We start from the raw sequence: 22,006 nt of genomic DNA, 5'->3' as shown, positions 1-22,006 counted from the left end.
TATGAAAAAAACGTCCACTTTGTATCGTATGTTTTACATTAAATGTAGTTCATAATCCCCGTCACTACTGCTTGGATCTCCGAATGTTTCCTCGTATAGATTACCCACTTTTGTAAACCTATTTTTTAATGCAAAGTGGTAACCTTCTTCGGTTATAACTTCTTGTAATACTAAACGCTCGAAGCCCTTTTCTTTTGCGAATGTTTTAAACCATTCAAGAATAATACTTCCTTTTCCTTCATTACTTGGGGTAATGCTTATAGCAGCAATTGCCAAGTATGGTTCTGGGAAAAATTCACTTCTAAGGTTAATAGTGACCTTATATTCTTTAGAAGAAATATGTAAAGTGTATTTAGAAAAACCTTCAATCAATTCTATTTCGTCTTGTACTATTGCTTGTAATAACAATTTAAAATTTTGAAAGTCCTGTATATGAAGAGGAATCTTGGTGAATTTTTCTTTCAAAACAAGTAACTCCTTTTATCATTTGTTTTTGTACTTATCCATTTCTATACACACGCCAGCCTTTTATATTTTCGGTCCCAAACTAGCCCCACTTAGCCCCAGTTTTATTCTTTTTTGTGCTTTATTTTGCATTGTTAATGATAAATAAAAAAAGCCCAGGATCCTTGATAAACAAGGTTCCTAAGGCTTTTAATAATACTCTTTGCAGAGTACCGAGATTAACGAGAGTAGAACTCTACGATTAATGCTTCGTTGATTTCAGCTGGTAACTCAGCACGTTCAGCGTGACGAGTGAAAGTAGCTTCTAATTTGTCAGCATCGAAAGTTAAGTATTCTGGTACGAAGTTGTTAACTTCCATAGCTTCTTTAACTACAGCTAGGTTGCGAGATTTTTCGCGAACGCTGATAGTTTGACCTGGTTTCACGCGGTAAGATGGGATATCTACGCGAGCGCCATCTACCATGATGTGACCGTGGTTTACTAATTGGCGAGCTGCGCGACGAGTGCGAGCTAAGCCCATGCGGTAAACTAGGTTGTCAAGACGAGCTTCAAGAAGGATCATGAAGTTTTCGCCGTGTTTACCTGGCATTTTACCTGCTTGGTCAAATGTGCGACGGAATTGACGTTCAGTCATGCCGTACATGTGACGAAGTTTTTGTTTTTCTTGTAATTGTAAACCGTATTCAGAAAGTTTCTTACGTTGGTTAGGACCGTGAGGACCTGGTGCGTAAGGGCGTTTTTCTAATTCTTTACCTGTGCCGCTTAGAGAGATACCAAGACGACGAGACAGTTTCCAAGCTGGACCTGTATAACGAGCCATAGTTGACTCCTCCTTTAATGTTTTTATTTACGTAAAATAAAAACAGACGTAATTGACATTTACGGGTATTTTGTTTTCATGTACCTTCGCTCCAGCAGCAGGGAGTTACGAGATACACCTCTTGAGAGGAACAAAATACAAACGATAAATTCAAATTACAAGGCTGCCTTTTTATTTTACACAAACGCTATTATATCTGTTTCCCGAAATTTCGTCAAGTTAGTTCGTTTTTTATTTATGCATATAAAATTTGGAAATGATAAGGAGGAATTCAGAACATTCAGAAAGAATTTTAGAAACGTACAGAAAACGTTTACATAATATAGAAACATAAGGGGGATGTTTTATGAAAAAGAGCAATATGGAGACAGATTTCATTCATTATGGATATGAACCAGGTGTGCATAAAGGGAGTTTAACGCCACCTTTATTTCAAACTTCAACTTATACATTTGAAACAACGAAACAAGGAGAAGATAGTTTTGCGGGGCAAGATTCATCCTATATTTACTCGCGGCTTGGTAATCCGACTGTAGAGTTATTTGAAGAACGCATGGCAGCTTTAGAAGGGGGAGAAGTTGCATTAGCGTTTGGATCGGGTATGGCTTCTATTTCGGCGACATTGCTTGCTTGTTTACGTGCAGGGGATCATATGATTTGTTCCAATGGGTTATACGGTTGTACGTACGGCTTTTTGGAAGTGTTAGAGGAGAAATTTATGATTACACATTCCTTTTGTGATATGGAAACGGATGAGCAGATTGAGAAAGAAATTCTTCCGAATACGAAGTTGATTTTCGTTGAAACACCTATTAATCCAACGATGAAACTGATTGATTTAGAGAAAGTAATCAAAGTAGCAAAGAAAAATCATTTACTTGTTATTGTTGATAATACATTTTGTTCTCCATACTTACAAAATCCACTTGTTCTTGGGTGTGATGCGGTTCTTCATAGCGCAACGAAATATATTGGTGGGCACGGTGATGTAGTTGCGGGAGTTACCGTTTGTAAAACGAGGGAGTTAGCCGAAAAAATCCGTCCGATTCGAAAAGATATTGGGGGAATTATGGCGCCTTTTGATGCATGGTTATTATTAAGGGGGCTAAAAACGTTAGCGGTTCGAATGGATCGACATTGTGATAATGCGGAGAAAGTAGTAGCTTTTTTGAAAAAACATGAAAAGGTTGAAAAAGTTTGGTATCCAGAAGGAGAACGAGCATCCCGGCAAATGAAGCGTGGTGGAGGTGTTATTTCGTTCTCTATTAAAGGAGGAAAAGAGGAAGCGCAAGCTTTTATGGACGAATTAAATTTGATTGCGATTGCGGTCAGTCTTGGTGATACAGAAACATTAGTGCAGCATCCCGCGACAATGACACATGCGGTCATTCCAGCAGAAGTTCGTCAGAAAATGGATATTTTTGATAATTTAATTCGTTTATCTGTCGGTTTAGAATCGTGGGAAGATATTGTTTCTGATTTACAGCAGGCGTTAAATAGCAGTAATGTTATATCCTCTAACATACATTATAAATAAAAAGAATGAGCTATCGATTTAGTAATCATTACTTGATCGACAGCTCATTCTTTTCTTATTACATATGTTTTAGGAGCGTTTCCACAAATTTTTCTAAATATTGTTGATCTACTTTGTCAAAACGATTTTTTTCAGGGCTATCAATATCTAATACACCGATTACGTTGCCTTCTTTTATCATCGGTACAACAATTTCAGAATTAGATGCGCTATCACAAGCGATATGTCCAGGGAATTGATGAACATCGGCGACAAGTTGTGTTGTTTTTGTTTCAGCTGCCACACCACAAACACCGCGGCCAAAAGGAATACGCACGCACGCAGGCATACCTTGGAACGGTCCGAGTACAAGCTCGTTGCCTTCTGTTACATAAAAACCAACCCAGTTAATGCGTTCTAAAAATTGATTGAGTAGTGCGGAAGCATTTGCTAAATTTGCGACTGTATTGGATTCGCCTGTTAACAAAGCATCGAGTTGTTTAATTACAATTTCATATTGCTTTTCACGTGAACCTACATAGCTTTCTTTTGTAAACATGGAAACGTCATCCTTTCTGGCGATAAATGTAAAATCATAGCAAAATACGCTGTATTCTCTATGACTTTGTCGATAGAAAATTAAAGGAATTTGTCTTAAAAGTCAAGAAATTTAAACTATAGCTGTTCAGAGTGAGAGGACGTGAGCACATGAAACATACGAAACAAAAGGTGATGGATGCAGCGATTTCTTTGTTTTATACGAAAGGGTATAATGGAACATCAGTGCGTGATATTGCAAAACGAGCGGATGTGAATGTGGCTAATATTTCATATTATTTTGCTAGTAAGCAAGGTTTATTAGAACAGCTTATTACTGATTTTTTAGAAGGGTATATCCGTGTAATTGAAGTGGCTTTTGAACAAAGGGAGTATGTACCAGCTAAAGAAGTGCTGAATCGAATGATTAAAGGGATTTTACGATATCAATTTGAGAATCGTGAACTGACGCGTTTCTTTTATCGAGAGCTATCAATAGATACGACGTTAATTCGTGAAGTTATGACTGTTTATTTTTCAAAAGAAAGATACTATATAGAGCAAATTATTAGGCAAGGACAAATGCAACAAGAGTTTCAAAAAGTGTCATTTACAATGTTTATGACGCAGCTAAAAGGGATGATAAATATGCCATATTTATATCCGCAATATGTATCGGAAGTATTGCATTCTTATCCTTCCGAAGCATTCTTCTTAGAAAGGTATACGAAGGAAATTGAGCGATGGCTAGAACAAGCGTTATATATAACAAATATATATTATCCGTTACCAAAGGCGGTTCATATGTAAAATACCCCCACCTAATTAAGCTGAGGTGGGGGTATTTCTTATCTCACTTTTTATCGGTTGTTTTTTTCGTTGCCATAAGTTATTGCAAAGCAAAGCGATAATTGTTAGAGCCGCGCCAATCACTTCGATTTTAGTAACGGTATATCCACGAAACATAGATCCGATAAGCGCTAATACAGGAACTAAATTCATAAATAAAATTCCGTTAATAGATGAAATGAAACGATTTCCCATATTCCAGCAAAAGACGGCGATTACTCCGGCAAGAATTGACATATAAAATAATTCGAAGCGAACAGTAAGGATTGTCGAAATAGATGGTACAGAAATAAATTTTATATAAGCTAATATACTCACAATGACAAGAAGGGCAATAGAGCCAAAGAAACAAGTGAGTGTTGTGTACCGAAGCGGTGACCAAGACGGAAAGTGGGAAGCGCCATTTGTATAAATGACCCAGCACATAACGCCGCATAGCATGAATAAATTTGTAGATACATGACTTGCTGCTCCAAATAATAAATGAATATTACCTTTTGAAATAACGAGCATGACACCAATTAGAGCACAAAACATAAAAAGGAATGTATAGTTTTGTGGTCGTTTGTTTTTTGTCACCCACTGTAGTAGTAAAGCAAGAAGTGGCATAAGTGATTGAATCATAGCGGCATGAATGGCTCCCGAAGGTCCGGCTAATTGTTGACCATAAAAAACGAGAAATCCATATCCAGCAAAGCCAACTGTTCCGAAAAATAATAACGAAAGAGTTTTCTTTTCTAAGCGAAAAGAGGATATGCCTTCAAATGCCAAGAGAAGTATGATAAAAATAATAGCTGCGGATCCGTAGCGAATCGTTGTAAAGAAAAATGGATCTATAAATTGTAGGGCACTGGCCATAACAGGAAACATAAATCCCCAAGATGTTACGGCGAGTAAACATAAAAATGAACCGAGTAGTAGTTGCTTTTTACTCAAGAGTATCTTTCTCCTTTTTATTTCGATATAGTAAGTTCATAAAATAAAGCATGAAGTGAGTATAGCGCTTGTTTAATAGATAGAGGAAATACCGTTTTTTTATAACGGCTATAACTTTTAGTTAGAGGTGTATAGTTATGGATTTTGAAGCGATACGATCGCTAATTGAGGTCAAACATGAAAAGAGTTTATCGAAAGCGAGTAAACTGCTGCATATTTCGCAACCAGCGCTGAGTAAGCAAATTCAGAGGTTAGAAGCAGACCTTGAGGTGACAGTATTAAAGCGGTCTGCTCAAGGAGTTGAATTGACAGAAGCTGGGGAATTATTTTTAAGCCGGATGGAACCCATTTTAAAACAAATCAATGAAGTGAAGATGGAACTAAGAGGATATCAAGTAAAGAAAAAGATTTCTCTTGGTATATTGCCGAGTTTAGCAGCTCATTATATATCGAAATATAAAGGAATATTGGAAAAAACATACGAAGTAGAATGGTATATTGAGCATACAAAAATATTAATGGAATTATTTAAAGCGCGGAAGATTGATGCGATGTTAATTGATTCTTTCGTAGATGATGCAAAGTACATAAGAAAAGTACGCCAAGAACATATTGTTTGTGTTGTTTCAAGTGAACATGTATTTAAAGATAAAAAAGTCATAAAAATGAGCGACTTGCAGCATGAAAAGCTCATTATTTATCCAGAGATTTGTGATGTAAGAAAAATGATTATGACAGTATTTCATGGAGTGGGAGTCAAGCCGACAATCGCTGTAGAAACATCGTATGCAGAGCCGATGCTGGCGATGGTACGAGCAGGATTAGGAATTACACTACTGCCAGAAATCGCAGTAAAACAAGGAATGAAAGAAGGCATTTGTATGATTCCTATAGAGCCAGCATTAACGAGATGCATCTATTTTGTATCTCATCGGGAAGAGGAAACGTTTGTACAAATATTTGGAGAGATAGATTGAAATTAGGTATTTATATAAAAAGATATATATAAATATGACCATTATAACAAAAGAAACAGGAAATTTTAAAAAAACTAGGTCAAAAACAAGGCATAACATGGTATGATTATTACATTGTTAGTTGTTAAATATAGGGGATTTCCCTTTTTATACATAATGCCTTCCATTTCATAAACGGAACGGACAAAAATAGAGATACAATTAGGAGGCTTTTTTGCATGGATTCTATCTTAACGATCGTTATCATTGTGGTAAGCTCTATTCTAGTGCTACTCATGATAGAGCTCATGATAAGAAATCGTTCATATAAAGATATCGAAGCACTGGAACAGTGGCAACAAGAAATAAAAGATAAACCAGTTGCAGATGAATTGAAACGGGTAAAAGATTTAAATATGACAGGGCAAACAGAAGAGTTGTTTGGAAAGTGGCGTGAAGATTGGGATGAAATCGTAGCAACAATTCTTCCAAAAGCCGAAAAAGATTTAGAAAGCGCACGGAAATCTGCCTCGCAATTTTCCTTCCGAAAAGCAAAGTATGCGATGAATGAAGCTATTAGTAATTTAGATGAAGCGGATAATCGTATCACGGATATTTTAAACGAATTACAGCAATTATTAGAGAGTCATGAGAAAAATAGTGCGGAAATTGATGGGTTACGTGATACATATCGTAATATGAAGAAGAATGTACTTGCGCACCGTCATATGTATGGTGCGGCAGAGCAGAAGATTGAAGAGTTGTTAGATGTCGAATCTGACAAATTTCAAAAGTTTGAGGAAGCAACAGCGAATGGCGATTATTTAAAAGCAAGAGACATTGTAATGAGTTTAGAAGAAGGATTATCAAACTTAGAAGGCATGATCCATGAAGTTCCTGACTTATTAGTAGAGTGTCAAGCTACATTACCAGTACAATTAGAAGATTTATTACAAGGCCATGACGATATGAAAAAGCAAGGCTATGTCTTAAATCATTTGGAAATCCCTAAAGAAGTACGTGAGATGACGAAACAACTACAAACATGTCTACTAGATATACAAGAGCTTCATATTATAGAAGCAGCAGAGAAAATTGAAGCTTTAAAAACGCGTTTAGATACGTTATATGATCAATTAGAAAAAGAAGTGCATGCAAAATATTATGTAGAGCAAAAAACAGTGCGTGTTTACGATGATTTAGAAGAGATTCATGAACAAGCGCTTGAAACAAAAGCAGAAACACAGTTTGTGAAACAAAGCTATCAGTTACAAGATAAAGATATTGAATCGCAAAAGATTATTGAAAAACAAATGCACATTTTGATGAAACGTTTTGAAGTATTGCAATTACGTGTTGCAGAGCAAGATATTGCATTTTCTGTTATTCGTGAAGAACTTGAAGAAATTTATGAGCAATGTGAAACGTTAAAAGTCCTTCATGCAGAATATAAAGAGATGCTACAGACAATGCGTAAGGAAGAATTTGAAGCACGTGAGAAATTACAAGAGATGCGCAATATGATTTTAGAGACAAAACGTCTTATGCAAAAGTCTAACTTGCCAGGTCTTCCAGAGAGTATTATGGAAGATTTACAAAAGGGACAAGAAGCAATGCAGGCTGTATATGGACATTTAGAATTAAAACCACTGAATATGCATGTAGTAAATAGCGAGTTAGAGGAAGCATATACGATTGTGAATGGTGTATCTGAACGGACACAAGATGTGATTGGTCAAGCATATTTAGTAGAAAAATTAATTCAATATGGTAATCGCTATCGTAGCCAAGATATGGATTTAGCCTATAGTTTAGACAACGCGGAGAGATTATTCCGTGAATATGAATATGATGCGGCTTTAGAACAAGCAGCTTCCGTTTTAGAACAATTGGAACCTGGTGTTGTTCAAAAAATTGCTGAGTTTGTAGATAATGAACAAACCTCTTGATGAAAAGGGGTTTGTTTTTTTTATGTCTCAATGTGTAAATTAACAGATGATGTTGTTATAATGAATAGCGGAATAACGCAAAGCTTTTCGTTTCAAGATACAAAGCAAAGGCAGATGCCTATATGAAAAGCAAACCTTTGTATATGTTTAGCGTAATTGCACAGATTTATGATATGATTATATGATGTGACAGCGCTGAAAGGGGAAGAACGATGATCTATTTTGATAATAGTGCGACGACAAAACCATATCCAGAAGTCCTACAATCTTATGTAACAGTTGCAGGGAAATACTTTGGAAATCCTTCTTCTATTCATTCGCTTGGAGGAGAAGCTGAACATTTATTAACGCAATCAAGGACGGTTGTAGCACAGCTTCTACATGTTAAGCCTTCAGAAATTATTTTCACATCGGGTGGAACGGAAGGAAATAACCTTGCGATTAAAGGAATAGCGATGAAGAATCGCTCTCGTGGCAAACATATTATTACAACAAATATTGAACACGCATCTGTGTTTGAAGCATATAAACAATTAGAGGAGCTTGGCTTTGAGGTAACATACTTACCTGTGAACGAGCATGGTGTTGTGTCTGTTCAAGATGTAAAACAAGCACTTCGTGACGAAACCATTTTAGTTTCTATGATTCACGTCAATAATGAAACGGGGGCAATTCAGCCGATTACTGAGGTCGGTGAATTGTTAACAAGCTATCCGAAAATAAGATTTCATGTAGATCATGTACAAGGTATTGGAAAAGTACCGCTTGATCTTCATGCTTCTCATATTGATCTTTGTTCAATATCAGGACATAAATTTCATAGCGTAAAAGGAACAGGACTTTTATATGTACGTGATGGCGTTCGGTTAGACCCGCTTTTATCAGGTGGCCAGCAAGAGCTTCGCTATCGTTCAGGTACAGAGAACTTACCTGGTATTGTAGCCATGGTGAAGGCGCTGCGGATGACAATGGAACGTATGAACGAAAAGGTTGCTCATTTACAAACGTTACAAGCAGAACTCATTCGTTTCTTTGAGAGCATGGAAGGGGTAACGATTAATACATCACTTCAGCATGCTGCACCTCATATTTTAAATGTATCATTTGTTGGGTTAAAACCAGAGGTAGTTGTTCATGCTTTAGAGGAACGTGAAGTATACGTATCAACGAAATCAGCTTGTTCTTCAAAAGCAAATGAGGTGAGCCGTGTATTAGTCTCAATGGGATTACCACATGACGTAGCTGCGAGTGCGATTCGCATTAGTTTAGCACCGGAAAATACAATGGAAGAAGTAAAACAATTTGAAGACATTATAAAAGAGACATTGCCAAAATTATATGAAGTGATGAGGTAAAGAAAATATGATGAAATATGATCACATTTTAGTTCGTTATGGTGAAATGACGACAAAAGGAAAGAACCGTTCGAAGTTCGTTAGTACGTTAAAAGATAACGTGAAGTTTAAGTTAAAAAAATTCCCAAACATTAAAATTAATGCAACGCATGATCGCATGTATATTGAATTAAATGGTGAAGATCATGAGGCAATTGCAGAGAGCTTAAAAGATGTATTTGGTATTCATAAGTTCAATTTAGCAATGAAAGTACCATCAGAATTAGAAGAAATTAAAAAAGGTGCACTAGCCGCTTTTTTATTAGTAAAAAAACCTGTAAAAACATTTAAAATTACAGTACATCGTTCGTATAAACATTTCCCAATGCAAACGATGGAATTACTGCCAGAAATCGGCGGATATGTTTTAGAAAATACGGAAGATATCATAGTGGATGTGCATAATCCAGATGTAAATATCCGTGTAGAAATCCGTAGTGGTTATAGCTATATTATGTGTGATGAGCGCATGGGAGCAGGTGGTTTACCTGTTGGTGTTGGCGGCAAAGTGATGGTGCTTCTATCTGGCGGTATTGATAGCCCGGTGGCTGCTTACTTAACAATGAAACGCGGTGTATCTGTAGAGGCTGTGCATTTTCATAGTCCGCCGTTCACAAGTGAACGGGCAAAACAAAAAGTAATGGATTTAGCACAAGAGCTAACGAAATATTGTAAACGTGTAACGCTTCATCTTGTTCCATTTACAGAGGTGCAAAAGACCATTAATAAGGAAATTCCATCTAGCTATACGATGACAGTAATGCGTCGTATGATGATGCGTATTACGGAGCGCATTGCCGAAGAACGTAATGCATTAGCAATTACAACTGGTGAAAGTCTTGGACAAGTAGCGAGTCAAACGTTAGATAGTATGCATACGATTAATGAAGTGACAAACTATCCAGTATTACGTCCTCTTATTACAATGGACAAATTAGAAATTATAAAAATTGCGAATGAAATTGGCACATACGATATTTCTATTCGCCCATATGAAGATTGCTGTACAGTATTTACACCAGCAAATCCAGCGACAAAACCAAAGCGTGAAAAAGCAAATCGTTTTGAAGCAAAATATGATTTTACACCGTTACTTGAACAAGCTGTTGCAAATACAGAAACAATGGTGTTACAAACAGTAGACAAGGCAAAAGAAGATCAATTTGAAGATCTTTTCTAAAACCATAAATTACCACCATTAGATAGGTATGAAGTCATATAGTTTATCACACTCTATACTCACAAGGAGGTGATACTATATGGCACGTAACACAAACAAACTAGCAGTTCCTGGTGCTGAATCAGCATTAGACCAAATGAAATATGAAATCGCTCAAGAGTTTGGTGTTCAACTTGGAGCAGATGCAACATCTCGCGCTAACGGTTCTGTTGGTGGCGAAATTACAAAACGTCTAGTTTCTTTAGCAGAACAACAATTAGGCGGTTTCCACAAATAATCCCATATATCATGGCTGAGAAGGAGCGGGTACATCCGCTCCTTCTTTTTTGATGGAAGAAAACAACATGACCTTTTCGACATCGGTGAAAAATTTGTCAAAAGAAGAGGGTTCAAAATTTACAGAAAATTCTTTATTATATAAGGGAGGCATAGTGACGAAGGAGGATATTAATGAAAAGAGAAGAACTATTAGCGCCACCGTCGTATAATTTAGTTACAGAGATAGAGAAATATATGAATGAAAAAGACAAGTTAGCATTAATTTGGCAAGATGAGCAAGGAGCAAGAAGAGAGGTTACATACCTTGAATTAATAAAAGGAGCGAATAAGATTGGAAACGCTTTTATAAAAAGTGGTTTGCAAAAAGGGGACAAGCTTCTTATTATGATGCCGCGTTTAATCGAAGCGTATATGACATATATCGGAGCAATTAAAGCGGGTTTTGTTGTGATTCCAAGTTCCGAAATGCTTCGTAAAAAAGATATTGAATATCGTATTCAACATGGAGAAGTAAAAGCTATTATAAGTTATGAACCATATATTTCACAATTTGAAGGAATAAAGGAAATGGATTCTCTTCAAAAATTTGTTTTAAGTGAAAAAGAAGTAGATGGATGGACGAATTTAAATACTGCATTAGAAACAGAAAGTGATGTATTAGATATTGCCAAGACGGATAAGGAAGATATGGTCTTTTTATCTTATACATCAGGAACGACAGGAAATCCAAAAGGTGTTGTTCATACACATGCTTGGGGTTATGCACATTTGCGTACGAGCGCTCCCAATTGGCTCGGAATTGAAGAGAATGATATTGTATGGGCAACGGCTAGTCCAGGATGGCAAAAGTGGATTTGGAGCCCGTTTTTAGCAACTCTCGGTTCAGGTGCAACTGGATTTGTATATCACGGTAAATTTGAGCCGAAAACATATTTACAGCTATTAGATGAGAATCAAGTAAATGTGCTTTGCTGTACGCCGACAGAATATCGTTTAATGGCCAAAGCGGAAAATTTGCAGCAATATAATTTAAAGGCGTTGCACAGTGCTGTATCCGCAGGAGAACCGTTAAATCGTGAGGTGATTGAGACGTTCCAAAAGCACTTTCAAGTTACTGTGAGAGATGGATATGGTCAAACAGAAAATACATTGCTCATTGGTGTTATGAAAGGAATGGAAATAAGACCAGGATCGATGGGAAAACCGACGCCGGGTAATCAAGTAGAAATTATAAATGAAGAAGGGCACCCCGTATCTGTAGGAGAAGTGGGAGATATTGCTGTTCATATTGATACACCAGCACTCTTTAAACAATATTATAAAGATGATGAACGTACAGCAATGCAATTCCGTGGTGATTACTATATGACAGGGGATAAAGCGAAAAAAGATGAAGATGGCTATTTTTGGTTTGAAGGCCGCGGTGATGATATCATTATTAGTTCTGGCTACACAATTGGCCCATTTGAGGTGGAAGATGCACTTGTGAAACATCCATATGTAAGAGAATGCGCAGTAGTAGCGAGCCCGGATGAGATTCGTGGAAGTGTCGTAAAGGCATTTATCGTATTAAGAGACAATGTACAGGAAAAAGAAGATACATTGATTCCATTACTCCAAGAACATGTTAAAGAATTAACAGCACCTTATAAATATCCTCGTAAGATTGAATTTGTAGACGAACTACCAAAAACGATTTCCGGAAAAATTAGACGTGTTGAACTTAGAAAACAAGAAATGGAATTGCGGTTAAAGTAAAAGATAAAGGACAAGTGTCAACAATCGCAGCGAATCAAAATGAATATTTGAAACAGCACCATGTGATGTAAAATGGTGCTGTTTTTCTACATTTTGATTTCGTATGCGAAAAGGGTGAGGAGGTTAAAATGATGGGGGAATTATGGTACGGCGGAAATATTTATACGATGGAAGAAGAGAATGAAAAAGTAGAAGCGGTTTATGTTGAAAACGGAAGGATTGTTGATATAGGAACAAAACAAGACTTAGAAATTCGTTATCCATTTGAACAGTTACACAATTTAGAAGGGCGAACAATACTTCCAGGTCTTGTTGATAGTCACATGCATCTAATTGGACATGGTGAAAGACTTCTTCGATTAGATGTATCAAAGTGTACATCTTATGAGGAAGTATTGGCTCTTGTTAAAGAAAGAGTAAAAGAAGCGCCAGTAGGTTCTTGGATTATTGGAGAAGGATGGAATGAAAATTATTTTACAGATACAAAAAACGTTCATACTCATGATTTAGATACGATTTCAAAGGAGCATCCCATTTTGTTAAAACGCGTTTGTCGTCATGTTACTTGGGTAAATTCATACATACTAAAAAAAGCCAATATAACGGCAGAAACGAAGGATCCAAAAGGTGGGAAAATCGGTCGTGATTCCTCAAGTAGATTAACGGGTCTTTTATATGAACAAGCGCAAGAGTTGATCAAACATGTTCAGCCTGAAATAAATGAAACATACTTACAAAGAGTTTTAAAGGTGGCTATTCGTGATTGCTGGAAATATGGGCTAGTAGGGGGACATACGGAAGACTTAAATTATTATGGAGGCTTTAAAAAAACATATGACGCGTTTTCGCATGTCATAAAAGAAATGCCTTTTAAAGCACATTTGCTCGTTCATCATGAAGTTGCCGATGAGCGAAAAGAATATGAAAATACGCACTACATTGAATTTGGTGCGATGAAAATCTTTTCTGATGGTTCTTTTGGCGGGAGAACGGCATTATTAAGCGAGCCGTATGAGGATGCAAAAGAGACAAATGGTGTCGCAATTTATTCGCGAAATGAGCTAGCTGATCTTGTGGAAAAAGCTCGCAACTTACAAATGCCAGTTGCGATTCATACGATTGGTGATTTGTCGCTAGAGTACGTAATTGAGGCACTAGAGTTATACCCTCCTGCAGAAGGATTACGTGATCGCATTATTCATTGCCAACTTGCAAGGGAGGATTTAATTGAACGGATGAAGAAGTTACAGGTTATTATTGATATTCAGCCTGTGTTTGTTTCATCAGATTTTCCATCTGTTATTGGAAAATTGGGAGAGCGTCGTCTTCGCTATGCATATGCTTGGAAGACTTTACTTCATGCAGGCTTACATTGTAATGGAGGCTCAGATGCGCCAATTGAACAAGTAAATCCGTTTTTAGGTATATATAGTGCGGTAACGCGGAGAAGTTTTAACGATGGAGTGTGCTATATGCCTAAAGAGAGATTAACGGTATTTGAAGCAGTGTCCTTATTTACAACGGGAAGTGCTTATGCAATTGGAAAAGAAAAAAGGCGCGGGAAAATTATGAGAGGATATGAAGCTGATTTTACGATTATAGACAGGGATATATTTCACATACAGGTAGAAGAACTAAAAGATATTCAAGCTGTAACAGTTGTAGTAGATGGGAAAATTGTGCATCAAAAATAAGAATAAAACAAAAGAGTGCTAGAACATTTGCTAGCACTCTTTTTATTACTTATAAAAACGTTCTCTGCACTTTTTCCCAGAAAGAGTTATTTTTTAATTTCACCGTTTTAATTTGTTTATCGCTTAAACGCACAACAGCTTTTTCGACTTGTTTAATACTAAGCGCTTCGTTATCCATTCCCATAACAGGATAATCGTTCCCCTCTGGTCGTAGCTTTAAAGTTAATGTACGTTCATGATTTAAAATAAATGGTGATCCAAGTGTACGATATGTGTTGTTATTTAAAGAGGCGAGCTCGCTTATTTGGAAACATGGGATAAGCGGATCAACAACAGCGCCCTGTAATGATTTATTATAAGCTGTGCTACCTGTCGGTGTAGAAATGACTAAGCCATCTCCTCGAAATGTTTCAAAATATAAGTCATCGACGTAGACATCGACGACGAATGTTTTAATAATGCTAGAGCGTAAAGAAAACTCATTTAAGCAATGAAAAGATGTATCTTGATCGACATCTATTTTAATTGTTGGATATTTACGCACTTCAATTTCGTTTTTTGTAATCTCTTGAAGAGCGGATTCAACATGGTCAATGTGGAAGTCGCAGTAGAAAGAAATTTCATCTTTCGCAGAAACACCCGCATATAGGCAATCTTCCTGAAAGCCAGTTTTACGAACAGCTTGTAAGAAGGTTCCATCATCTCCAACACTGACGATAGCATTTGCATTTTTTGGATGATCTAATATGGTAAATCCGTTTTCCTCTAAAATACGATATATCGGCTTCATTTTTTCAATGAGCGCTGTTTTGTCATCACCATAAAAGAAAAATAAATTACGACGATCTGCCATTGCGTATCCCTCCATTGCAGTCAAATTATGTTTCGTGAGAAAAATCTTTCTGGACGATATGTTCAAATAGTATATTTCGATATAAAATGCCAAAATCCCTTTTTGTTTTTTAGAAAAGTTTATATTTTCAATCTTATCAAAAGTGGTTTAATGATGCATAAATTTGTCGATAATGGGTATGGAATGAAAGGATGGGTATAAATGAAGTGGCTTGCAATCGGGATAGGGATTTTTCTTATTTTTCTTTTACTTTTATTATTGTCAAAGATATCTCTTAAAGTAACGTTTTTATATTCAGAGACGGAGAAGCAATGTTTATTTCAAGTGAAAATATGGAAGATAAAATATACATTTGACGTATTGGAAAGAATGGAAAGGCAACAGAAAAAGACTGGTCAAAAAATTGAGAAGGCTGAAAGAGAAGGCGGTATAGAAAATAAAATCATGGCACAACTGGATAGTATCGGGGAACTGATAAAAAAGCTGCAACAAATCCATACTATTGGTAAAGATTTTTTAAAAAAGGTGAAAATCAATGGCTGGAAATGGCACTCCCAAATTGGAGCAGGCGATGCAGCTAGTACTGGAATTGTTACCGGTTATGCCTGGGGCACAAAAGGGATGGTTGCTGGAGTCATCGGGCAATATATGCATATTGTCGATATACCGGACTTTGAAATTACACCTGTTTTTCAAGGGAAAGGATTTGCATCAAGGTGTGAACTGACAGCATCCTTTCATATGTATCGTACTGTAATAACAGGAATAAAGTTGCTCATCTTTATGAGAAAGCAAAGATCTAGTGTGACAGAAAAATCTATTCAAGCATAGGGGGATATAGAATGGATCATCCAATTCAAGGTTTAATGACAACAGCAATGCAGCATTTAAAACAAATGACGGATGTAAATACAATTATTGGGGACCCGATTAAAGCAGCAGACGGAAGTGTAATTCTTACCGTTTCGAAAGTAAGTTTTGGATTTGCTGCGGGTGGAAGTGAGTTTGGAAGGATTGAAAGTTCTGGTCGTCATCCATTTGGAGGAGGGAGCGGTGGAGGAGTCTCCATTAATCCTGTTGCCTTTCTTGTTATAAATGGAGGAGGCGTGAAAGTATTACATTTAGATAAGCAAACCCATATGATTGACAAAGTAATTGAATTAGCGCCACAAGCTGTTGATAAAGTAAAGGAAATGATGGAGAAACGTAAAGGCGAGGAACCGGAGTTTGAAATTTAACAGTGAAAAAGAAGCTAGTCAATTGATTAGCTTCTTTATTTTTTTGTAAATGAAGCAATTTTGTTTGCATTCTGCCTAGGGACAAACTATCATTTACAGTGTACATATTTTATTTAAATAAAGGAGGATTTTTAAGTGGCAAACGTAACTTTTAAAGGTAATCCAATGACTTTAGTTGGAACAGAAGTTAAAGTGGGCGATCAAGCGCCAAAGTTCCAAGTATTAGCAAATGACTTATCTCCAGTAAGTTTAGAAACATATAAAGGTCAAGTGAAATTAATTAGCGTGGTACCTTCAATTGACACAGGTGTATGCGATGCGCAAACACGCCGTTTTAATGAAGAGGCAGCTGGTATTGAAAATACAAAAGTATTAACAATTAGCGTTGATTTACCATTCGCTCAGAAACGCTGGTGTGCAGCAAACGGTTTAGAAAACGTAGTAACACTTTCTGACCACCGTGACCTTTCATTTGGTGAAGCGTACGGCGTTGTAATGAAAGAACTTCGTTTACTTGCTCGTGCGGTATTTGTAGTAGATAGCAACGACAAAGTTGTGTACGTAGAATACGTAAGTGAAGGTACAAGCCATCCAAACTATGAAGCGGCATTAGAAGCGGCGAAAGCAGCGAAGTAATAAAGTGAAACTTTAATCAGTGGGGGTTTTCTTCATCCCCCCACTGATCATAAGCCCTCACCAATCGGGCTGTTATGGGCAGCCCTACTCCTACCTATCTTCCTTGTTTTTCTCTGAATCTTGAGGTGGGAGTCTTACTGCCCTAAAATAGCGGGATAAAAGGGAGGCGGCCTCTTTCTAGGAGGTCGTTTTTTCTCATATAGGATGAAATGGAAAAAGTTCATATCGTCTTCAATTTGAAAAGGGAGCTCTAAAAAAGAGGTCGCTTTTTCTTTTGGCAAAAAATTAGATTGTGGTATGATATAAGTTATGTGTAATGGACTGAAGGAGGAATGTATGTGAGTCAGACAGTAGAAACGTTATTTTCTATTTTCGATTCTTCTACCGTAATTTTACGTAAAGAATTGGATGTGACATATTTAGAAGCGCTTGTAGAAACAGGGGATAACTTGTTTGAAGGAGCGATTTTGCAAGAAAATTTATCTGAATCAACAATGAAACGGTTGAATCGTGAATACAGTAAATTTAATGAAGAAACATATAAAAGTGAAGAAATTCGAAAAGCATTTCAGCTTGCGATCTTAAAAGGAATGAAAGAAGGCATACAAGCAAATCATGAGATGACGCCTGATGCAGTTGGAATATTTATGGGATACTTATTCCATAAATTTATGAAGGGTCAGAAAGAAATAACGGTGCTAGATCCTGCAATTGGAACAGGAAATTTAATGACGACTATTTTTAATAGCGCTCAAGACGGGGTAGCAATGAGTGGCTTTGGCGTAGAAGTAGACGACTTACTTATTAAGTTAGCCTTAGTAAATGCGAATTTGCAAAAACAAGCAATTGAGCTTTTCAATCAAGATGGACTAGCTTCACTTTATATTGATCCTGTTGATGCAGTTGTTTGTGATTTGCCAGTAGGTTATTATCCGAACGAAGCTGGCTCAAGTGAATATAAGTTAAAAGCAGATGAAGGAATGTCTTATGCGCATCACTTATTTATTGAACAAAGTGTCAAGCATACGAAAGATGGAGGATACTTATTCTTCTTAGTGCCAAACTTTATTTTTGAAAGTGAGCAGGCGCCGAAGCTTCATGCGTTTATTAAAGAAACATGTTTTATTCAAGGATTATTACAGCTACCGGTTTCCATGTTTAAAAACGAAAAAAATGCAAAAAGTATATTTGTTCTCCAAAAAAAAGGAGAAAAGATAGAAATGCCAAAACAGGCGTTATTAGTGGAATTACCTAAGTTTTCCAATGTGAAGGCGATGGAGGATATGATGAGCCAATTAAATAATTGGTTTGCAACGCATAAAGCATAAAATATGTAACAGATGTATTTGTTGATGTAATACAGTTTTATAAGGTGGGTATGTAGTTTTAATATACACAAGATTAAACTGAATTTTTTTGAAATCTGTAATATATATTTTTTCTTGGTGTTACAATTTTTTCACTTGAAATATATGGCGGACGATGTTTAAATTAAAATCGTGAGTATAAAATTCATTAAAAATGAAACGTTTTCATTTTGATGGATTTAAAGAGATAAAATCGAGCGGTTTGTGGTTTTTCCACATAACTACCAAGAGAAAAAGGGGCGAAAGACTAGATGTCAAAAATCATCGCGATTAATGCAGGAAGTTCTTCCTTGAAGTTTCAATTATTTGAAATGCCAAGTGAGAAAGTATTAACAAAAGGTTTAGTAGAACGTATCGGTTTAGAAGACAGTATTTTCACAATTACTGTAAATGGTGAGAAACAAAAAGAAGTTAAAAATATTCCAGATCATGCAGTGGCAGTTAATATGCTTCTTAATAAATTAACTGAAAATGGAATCGTAAAATCTCTTGATGAGATTAGCGGTATCGGTCACCGTGTTGTACACGGCGGTGAAAAATTTGCTGACTCTGTATTAATTACAGATCAAGTATTAGCAGATATTGAAGAATTAAGCGAATTAGCACCACTTCATAACCCAGCAAATATTGTTGGTATTAAAGCGTTCCAAGAAGTGCTTCCAAACGTACCAGCAGTAGCAGTATTCGATACAGCATTCCACCAAACAATGCCTGAATCTGCGTATCTTTACAGCTTACCATATGAATACTATGAGAAATACGGTATCCGTAAATACGGTTTCCACGGAACTTCTCATAAATATGTAACAGAGCGTGCAGCTGAATTATTAGGTCGTCCACTTGAAAGCTTACGTCTTCTTTCTTGCCATTTAGGTAACGGAGCAAGTATCGCAGCTGTAGAAGGTGGAAAATCTATCGATACTTCAATGGGATTCACTCCACTTGCTGGTGTAACAATGGGCACACGTTCTGGTAACATTGACCCTGCGCTAATTCCATACATCATGGAAAAAACTGGACAAAGTGTAGAAGAAGTAGTGAATGTATTAAACAAGAAAAGTGGTATGTTAGGTCTTACTGGATATTCTAGTGACTTACGTGACATTATTGCGAAAGAAGAAGAAGGCGACCACCGTGCGAAAGTAGCACTTGATGTGTTCGTAAGCCGTATTCACAAATATATCGGTTCTTACGCAGCTCGCATGAAAGGCGTTGACGCAATCATCTTCACAGCTGGTGTAGGTGAAAATAGTGCGATCATTCGTGAGCGCGTATTAGAAGGTCTTGAGTACATGGGCGTATACTTTGATGCAAAACGCAACAACGTATTCGGTGAAGAAGCATTTATCAGCTTCCCACACTCTCCAGTAAAAATTATTGTAATTCCAACTGACGAAGAAGTTATGATCGCTCGTGACGTTGTTCGTCTTGGAAGTATTGGTTAATATATATCAAGAGGGCGGAATCTTATATGATTCCGTCTTTTTTTGTGGGGAAATTGGAAGGATATTCTTATGTATGGAATTAATATATGTGTACTTATCAAGTTTGCGAAGAAAAAGCAGAAATATGTTACAATAGAAAAAAATTGAGCGAGGTGATTGTTGCAATGCAATCGAAGCGAGAACAATCCATTTTACAAGATATAAAAGAGTGGGAAAGACAATTAATAGAACAAGAAGCGACTGATTTTCAAAAGATGTTTGATAAATGGGTGTATGAAATAGTAGAAAAATTACCTGAGAAAAAGCGTACAAATCTTTTTGCAAAAGTAGACGGATGGTTATTTCATCTTCATGCATTTATTCAAAGTTCACAATCGCAATTAGATGCGCGCAATCGTATTTTAGGTACAGCTAGATTATTTGATGAGTCCATTGAGAATTTAGATGACTTAAAAGCATTATCTATCGATCAATTAACATACATAGCAGAACAACAGACAGCACGTCATCGACTATACTCTTTTGTACAAGGAGGAGCAACTGGTGTTGGAGGCTTATTCCTATTAACTGCTGATTTTCCTGTTATGATTGCGCTAAATGTAAAAGCTGTGCAGCTCATTGCAACTTCGTTTGGGCATGATGTGAATAAGCCGTATGAAATGATGCTTGCTCTAAAAGTATTTCACGCTGCATTATTGCCAACAAGATTGCAACAATATGCTTGGTCCAATTTACTGCAAGAGTTAGAACAAGAAGATTCCTACTTTTATGAAGGAGAAGAAGAAGTATTAAAACCAGCTTCAATAGAGGTTGTGCTTAAACAAATTTTGAAGACATTTTCGATTTATGCACTTCGTCGTAAATTATTTCAAGGTGTTCCTGTGCTAGGAATTGCAATTGGTTCCACTGTGAATTATCGTTTAACAAGAAATGTAACCGAATTTGCAAACAAATTTTATCAAGTGCGCTACCTATTAGAGAAAGAGAAACGTGCATGAAAAAAGCGAGAGGCCGAGGCCTTTCGCTTTTTAGTTTGTTGCATGTTTTTTGGACATAGGAATGGATACGGTTTTCTTTTCTGCTTTTGGATAGTAAATGAAGTCCAATGTTTTGGATTGAACAGCAATGGAAAGAATCGTAAATGCAATTTCCGTCCAATTTAAATAATATAATGAAAGCGCAAGAACAATCGCGTCAAAGACAAAGAAAATTTGCCCGATTGTAAAGCATGTTTTTTTGCTTAATACAATCGTTAAAATATCGTCTCCGCCGGTTGCACCGCCAAATCGTAATATAAAACCGAGTCCAATACCAGCTAACGCACCACCAAGTACAGCGGCAATCCATAAATGATTTGATAAATCTACCGTAAATGGAGAGTAGTTCTCCACAAAAGAATAAAATACGCCGAATGAAATCGAACCTAGAAATGAATAACCAACCATCTTTTTGCCTAAAAATGTAGCGCATAATAAGATGACAGGAATATCCATTAATACAGTTGAAATCGACGGTGAAATATCAAAAAAGTTTTGGATGAATAATGCAATTCCAACAAATCCACCTTCTGTTAAGTGGTTTTGGAAATGAAAATGATATAGTGCTGCTGATAAAATAAATGAACCGATTAAAACCATAAAAATTTCTTTAATAATTTGTCGACTTTGGATGTTCCTCATCGTTATTCCTTCTTTCCGTAGTTAGTAGTCTTTTTTCGTTTTGTAAACTAACTACGAGCGCATAGTAGCTGTCAGTTAGTTTACATCAAACTAACTACGCTATATGTCGCTGAAGAAATAACGAATAATCCTCTCGTCCATCAATTCTCCCTACTTTCGTTTTAGTTTAAGCCTAAAAAACGACTAAACAAAACTTTGGTAGGATTTCCTATTTAGCAATCCTATTCTCTTCTTTGTTTTGTTTAGCAAATAACAGTGTGACTTAAACAAAACGCTATGTGTAAGAAGAGTCTTTTCTTTGCCAAATTATCCTTCGGGCAATCATAATTTCCCCACTCTCGTATTTTTTCGCTAGACTAAAGGATCTGAGCTAAAAAATACGCTACGTGTAAGATTCATCAATTCGATGCCACATGCTCCTTCGAGCGATCATGATATCAAAATCCTTTCTGTA

General features: G+C 36.6%; 21 protein-coding genes. 15 read left to right on the top strand and 6 right to left on the bottom strand.

Annotated features, from left to right (window positions below; translation table 11 throughout):
* Positions 1-33: 33 nt before the first annotated feature.
* Entirely contained in the window at positions 34-465 is a 432-nt protein-coding gene (locus MR058_RS11335; protein ID WP_242144132.1) for an N-acetyltransferase, read from the bottom strand.
* A gap of 218 nt (positions 466-683) precedes the next feature.
* The gene (rpsD, locus tag MR058_RS11330) at positions 684-1,286 is read right to left on the bottom strand and encodes a 30S ribosomal protein S4 (protein WP_242144131.1); all 603 of its coding nucleotides are present in this window, start codon (positions 1,284-1,286) and stop codon (positions 684-686) included.
* 346 nt (positions 1,287-1,632) lie between these two features.
* Between rpsD and megL the strand changes: the two genes are divergently transcribed.
* Positions 1,633-2,823 carry a methionine gamma-lyase gene (megL, locus tag MR058_RS11325; RefSeq protein ID WP_242144130.1) on the top strand — a complete coding sequence of 397 codons (1,191 nt, stop codon included), beginning with the start codon at positions 1,633-1,635 and terminating at the stop codon, positions 2,821-2,823.
* A 58-nt stretch (positions 2,824-2,881) separates the two neighbouring features.
* Here megL and MR058_RS11320 read toward each other — a convergent pair whose 3' ends face one another.
* Positions 2,882-3,361, bottom strand: a complete 480-nt coding sequence (locus MR058_RS11320; protein ID WP_242144129.1) for a GAF domain-containing protein — start codon at positions 3,359-3,361, stop codon at positions 2,882-2,884.
* A 149-nt stretch (positions 3,362-3,510) separates the two neighbouring features.
* Here MR058_RS11320 and refZ point away from each other — a divergent pair, with 149 nt between their 5' ends.
* Positions 3,511-4,149, top strand: coding sequence for a forespore capture DNA-binding protein RefZ (gene refZ / locus MR058_RS11315; RefSeq protein ID WP_242144128.1), 639 nt, complete (start codon positions 3,511-3,513; stop codon positions 4,147-4,149).
* A 15-nt stretch (positions 4,150-4,164) separates the two neighbouring features.
* Here refZ and MR058_RS11310 read toward each other — a convergent pair whose 3' ends face one another.
* The gene (locus MR058_RS11310) at positions 4,165-5,124 is read right to left on the bottom strand and encodes a DMT family transporter (protein ID WP_242144127.1); all 960 of its coding nucleotides are present in this window, start codon (positions 5,122-5,124) and stop codon (positions 4,165-4,167) included.
* A 137-nt stretch (positions 5,125-5,261) separates the two neighbouring features.
* On the opposite strand from MR058_RS11310, the gene MR058_RS11305 reads away from it, so the two are divergent.
* The 7 genes from MR058_RS11305 to MR058_RS11275 all read left to right on the top strand — a co-directional run bounded on the left by MR058_RS11305 (position 5,262) and on the right by MR058_RS11275 (position 14,334).
* A complete protein-coding gene (locus MR058_RS11305; protein WP_242144126.1) occupies positions 5,262-6,101 on the top strand; it encodes a LysR family transcriptional regulator in 840 nt (279 codons plus the stop codon).
* A gap of 218 nt (positions 6,102-6,319) precedes the next feature.
* The gene (gene ezrA, locus MR058_RS11300) at positions 6,320-8,029 is read left to right on the top strand and encodes a septation ring formation regulator EzrA (RefSeq protein WP_242144125.1); all 1,710 of its coding nucleotides are present in this window, start codon (positions 6,320-6,322) and stop codon (positions 8,027-8,029) included.
* Positions 8,030-8,241: 212 nt separating this feature from the next.
* The gene (locus MR058_RS11295; RefSeq protein ID WP_242144124.1) at positions 8,242-9,384 is read left to right on the top strand and encodes a cysteine desulfurase family protein; all 1,143 of its coding nucleotides are present in this window, start codon (positions 8,242-8,244) and stop codon (positions 9,382-9,384) included.
* Positions 9,385-9,391: 7 nt separating this feature from the next.
* A complete protein-coding gene (gene thiI, locus MR058_RS11290; RefSeq protein WP_242144123.1) occupies positions 9,392-10,603 on the top strand; it encodes a tRNA uracil 4-sulfurtransferase ThiI in 1,212 nt (403 codons plus the stop codon).
* Between the two features lie 79 nt (positions 10,604-10,682).
* Positions 10,683-10,880, top strand: a complete 198-nt coding sequence (locus tag MR058_RS11285) for an alpha/beta-type small acid-soluble spore protein (RefSeq protein ID WP_012095776.1) — start codon at positions 10,683-10,685, stop codon at positions 10,878-10,880.
* 173 nt (positions 10,881-11,053) lie between these two features.
* Positions 11,054-12,640, top strand: coding sequence for an acyl-CoA synthetase MbcS (mbcS, locus tag MR058_RS11280; RefSeq protein WP_242144122.1), 1,587 nt, complete (start codon positions 11,054-11,056; stop codon positions 12,638-12,640).
* A gap of 131 nt (positions 12,641-12,771) precedes the next feature.
* A complete protein-coding gene (locus tag MR058_RS11275; protein WP_242144121.1) occupies positions 12,772-14,334 on the top strand; it encodes an amidohydrolase in 1,563 nt (520 codons plus the stop codon).
* A gap of 49 nt (positions 14,335-14,383) precedes the next feature.
* Here the strand turns inward: MR058_RS11275 and MR058_RS11270 are convergent, their stop codons facing one another.
* Positions 14,384-15,187: an NAD kinase gene (locus MR058_RS11270; RefSeq protein ID WP_242144120.1), complete on the bottom strand. Its 804-nt coding sequence runs from the start codon at positions 15,185-15,187 to the stop codon at positions 14,384-14,386.
* 201 nt (positions 15,188-15,388) lie between these two features.
* Here MR058_RS11270 and MR058_RS11265 point away from each other — a divergent pair, with 201 nt between their 5' ends.
* From MR058_RS11265 to MR058_RS11240, 6 genes are all read left to right on the top strand, one after another.
* Positions 15,389-16,018: a DUF2953 domain-containing protein gene (locus tag MR058_RS11265; RefSeq protein ID WP_242144119.1), complete on the top strand. Its 630-nt coding sequence runs from the start codon at positions 15,389-15,391 to the stop codon at positions 16,016-16,018.
* Between the two features lie 11 nt (positions 16,019-16,029).
* Positions 16,030-16,425, top strand: coding sequence for a GerW family sporulation protein (gene ytfJ / locus MR058_RS11260; RefSeq protein ID WP_242144118.1), 396 nt, complete (start codon positions 16,030-16,032; stop codon positions 16,423-16,425).
* Between the two features lie 135 nt (positions 16,426-16,560).
* Positions 16,561-17,061: a thiol peroxidase gene (tpx, locus tag MR058_RS11255; RefSeq protein ID WP_242144117.1), complete on the top strand. Its 501-nt coding sequence runs from the start codon at positions 16,561-16,563 to the stop codon at positions 17,059-17,061.
* Between the two features lie 338 nt (positions 17,062-17,399).
* Positions 17,400-18,389 (top strand): class I SAM-dependent methyltransferase, encoded by a 990-nt coding sequence (locus tag MR058_RS11250; RefSeq protein WP_242144116.1) that lies wholly within the window; start codon positions 17,400-17,402, stop codon positions 18,387-18,389.
* 290 nt (positions 18,390-18,679) lie between these two features.
* Complete coding sequence (gene ackA, locus MR058_RS11245) at positions 18,680-19,873, top strand: acetate kinase (protein ID WP_242144115.1); 1,194 nt, start codon at positions 18,680-18,682, stop codon at positions 19,871-19,873.
* Between the two features lie 164 nt (positions 19,874-20,037).
* Positions 20,038-20,871 carry an EcsC family protein gene (locus MR058_RS11240; RefSeq protein ID WP_242144114.1) on the top strand — a complete coding sequence of 278 codons (834 nt, stop codon included), beginning with the start codon at positions 20,038-20,040 and terminating at the stop codon, positions 20,869-20,871.
* Positions 20,872-20,901: 30 nt separating this feature from the next.
* On the opposite strand, the gene MR058_RS11235 is transcribed toward MR058_RS11240, so the two are convergent.
* On the bottom strand, positions 20,902-21,552 hold the full coding sequence (locus MR058_RS11235; protein ID WP_242144113.1) for a YitT family protein: 651 nt from the start codon (positions 21,550-21,552) through the stop codon (positions 20,902-20,904).
* Between the last annotated feature and the right edge of the window lie 454 nt (positions 21,553-22,006).

It is taken from the genome of Bacillus cereus group sp. BfR-BA-01430, from assembly GCF_022663115.1.
Taxonomy (GTDB): domain Bacteria; phylum Bacillota; class Bacilli; order Bacillales; family Bacillaceae_G; genus Bacillus_A; species Bacillus_A cereus_BD.
Note: the sequence above shows the minus strand (reverse complement) of the source record. Positions and strands in the feature narration are given on the sequence as shown.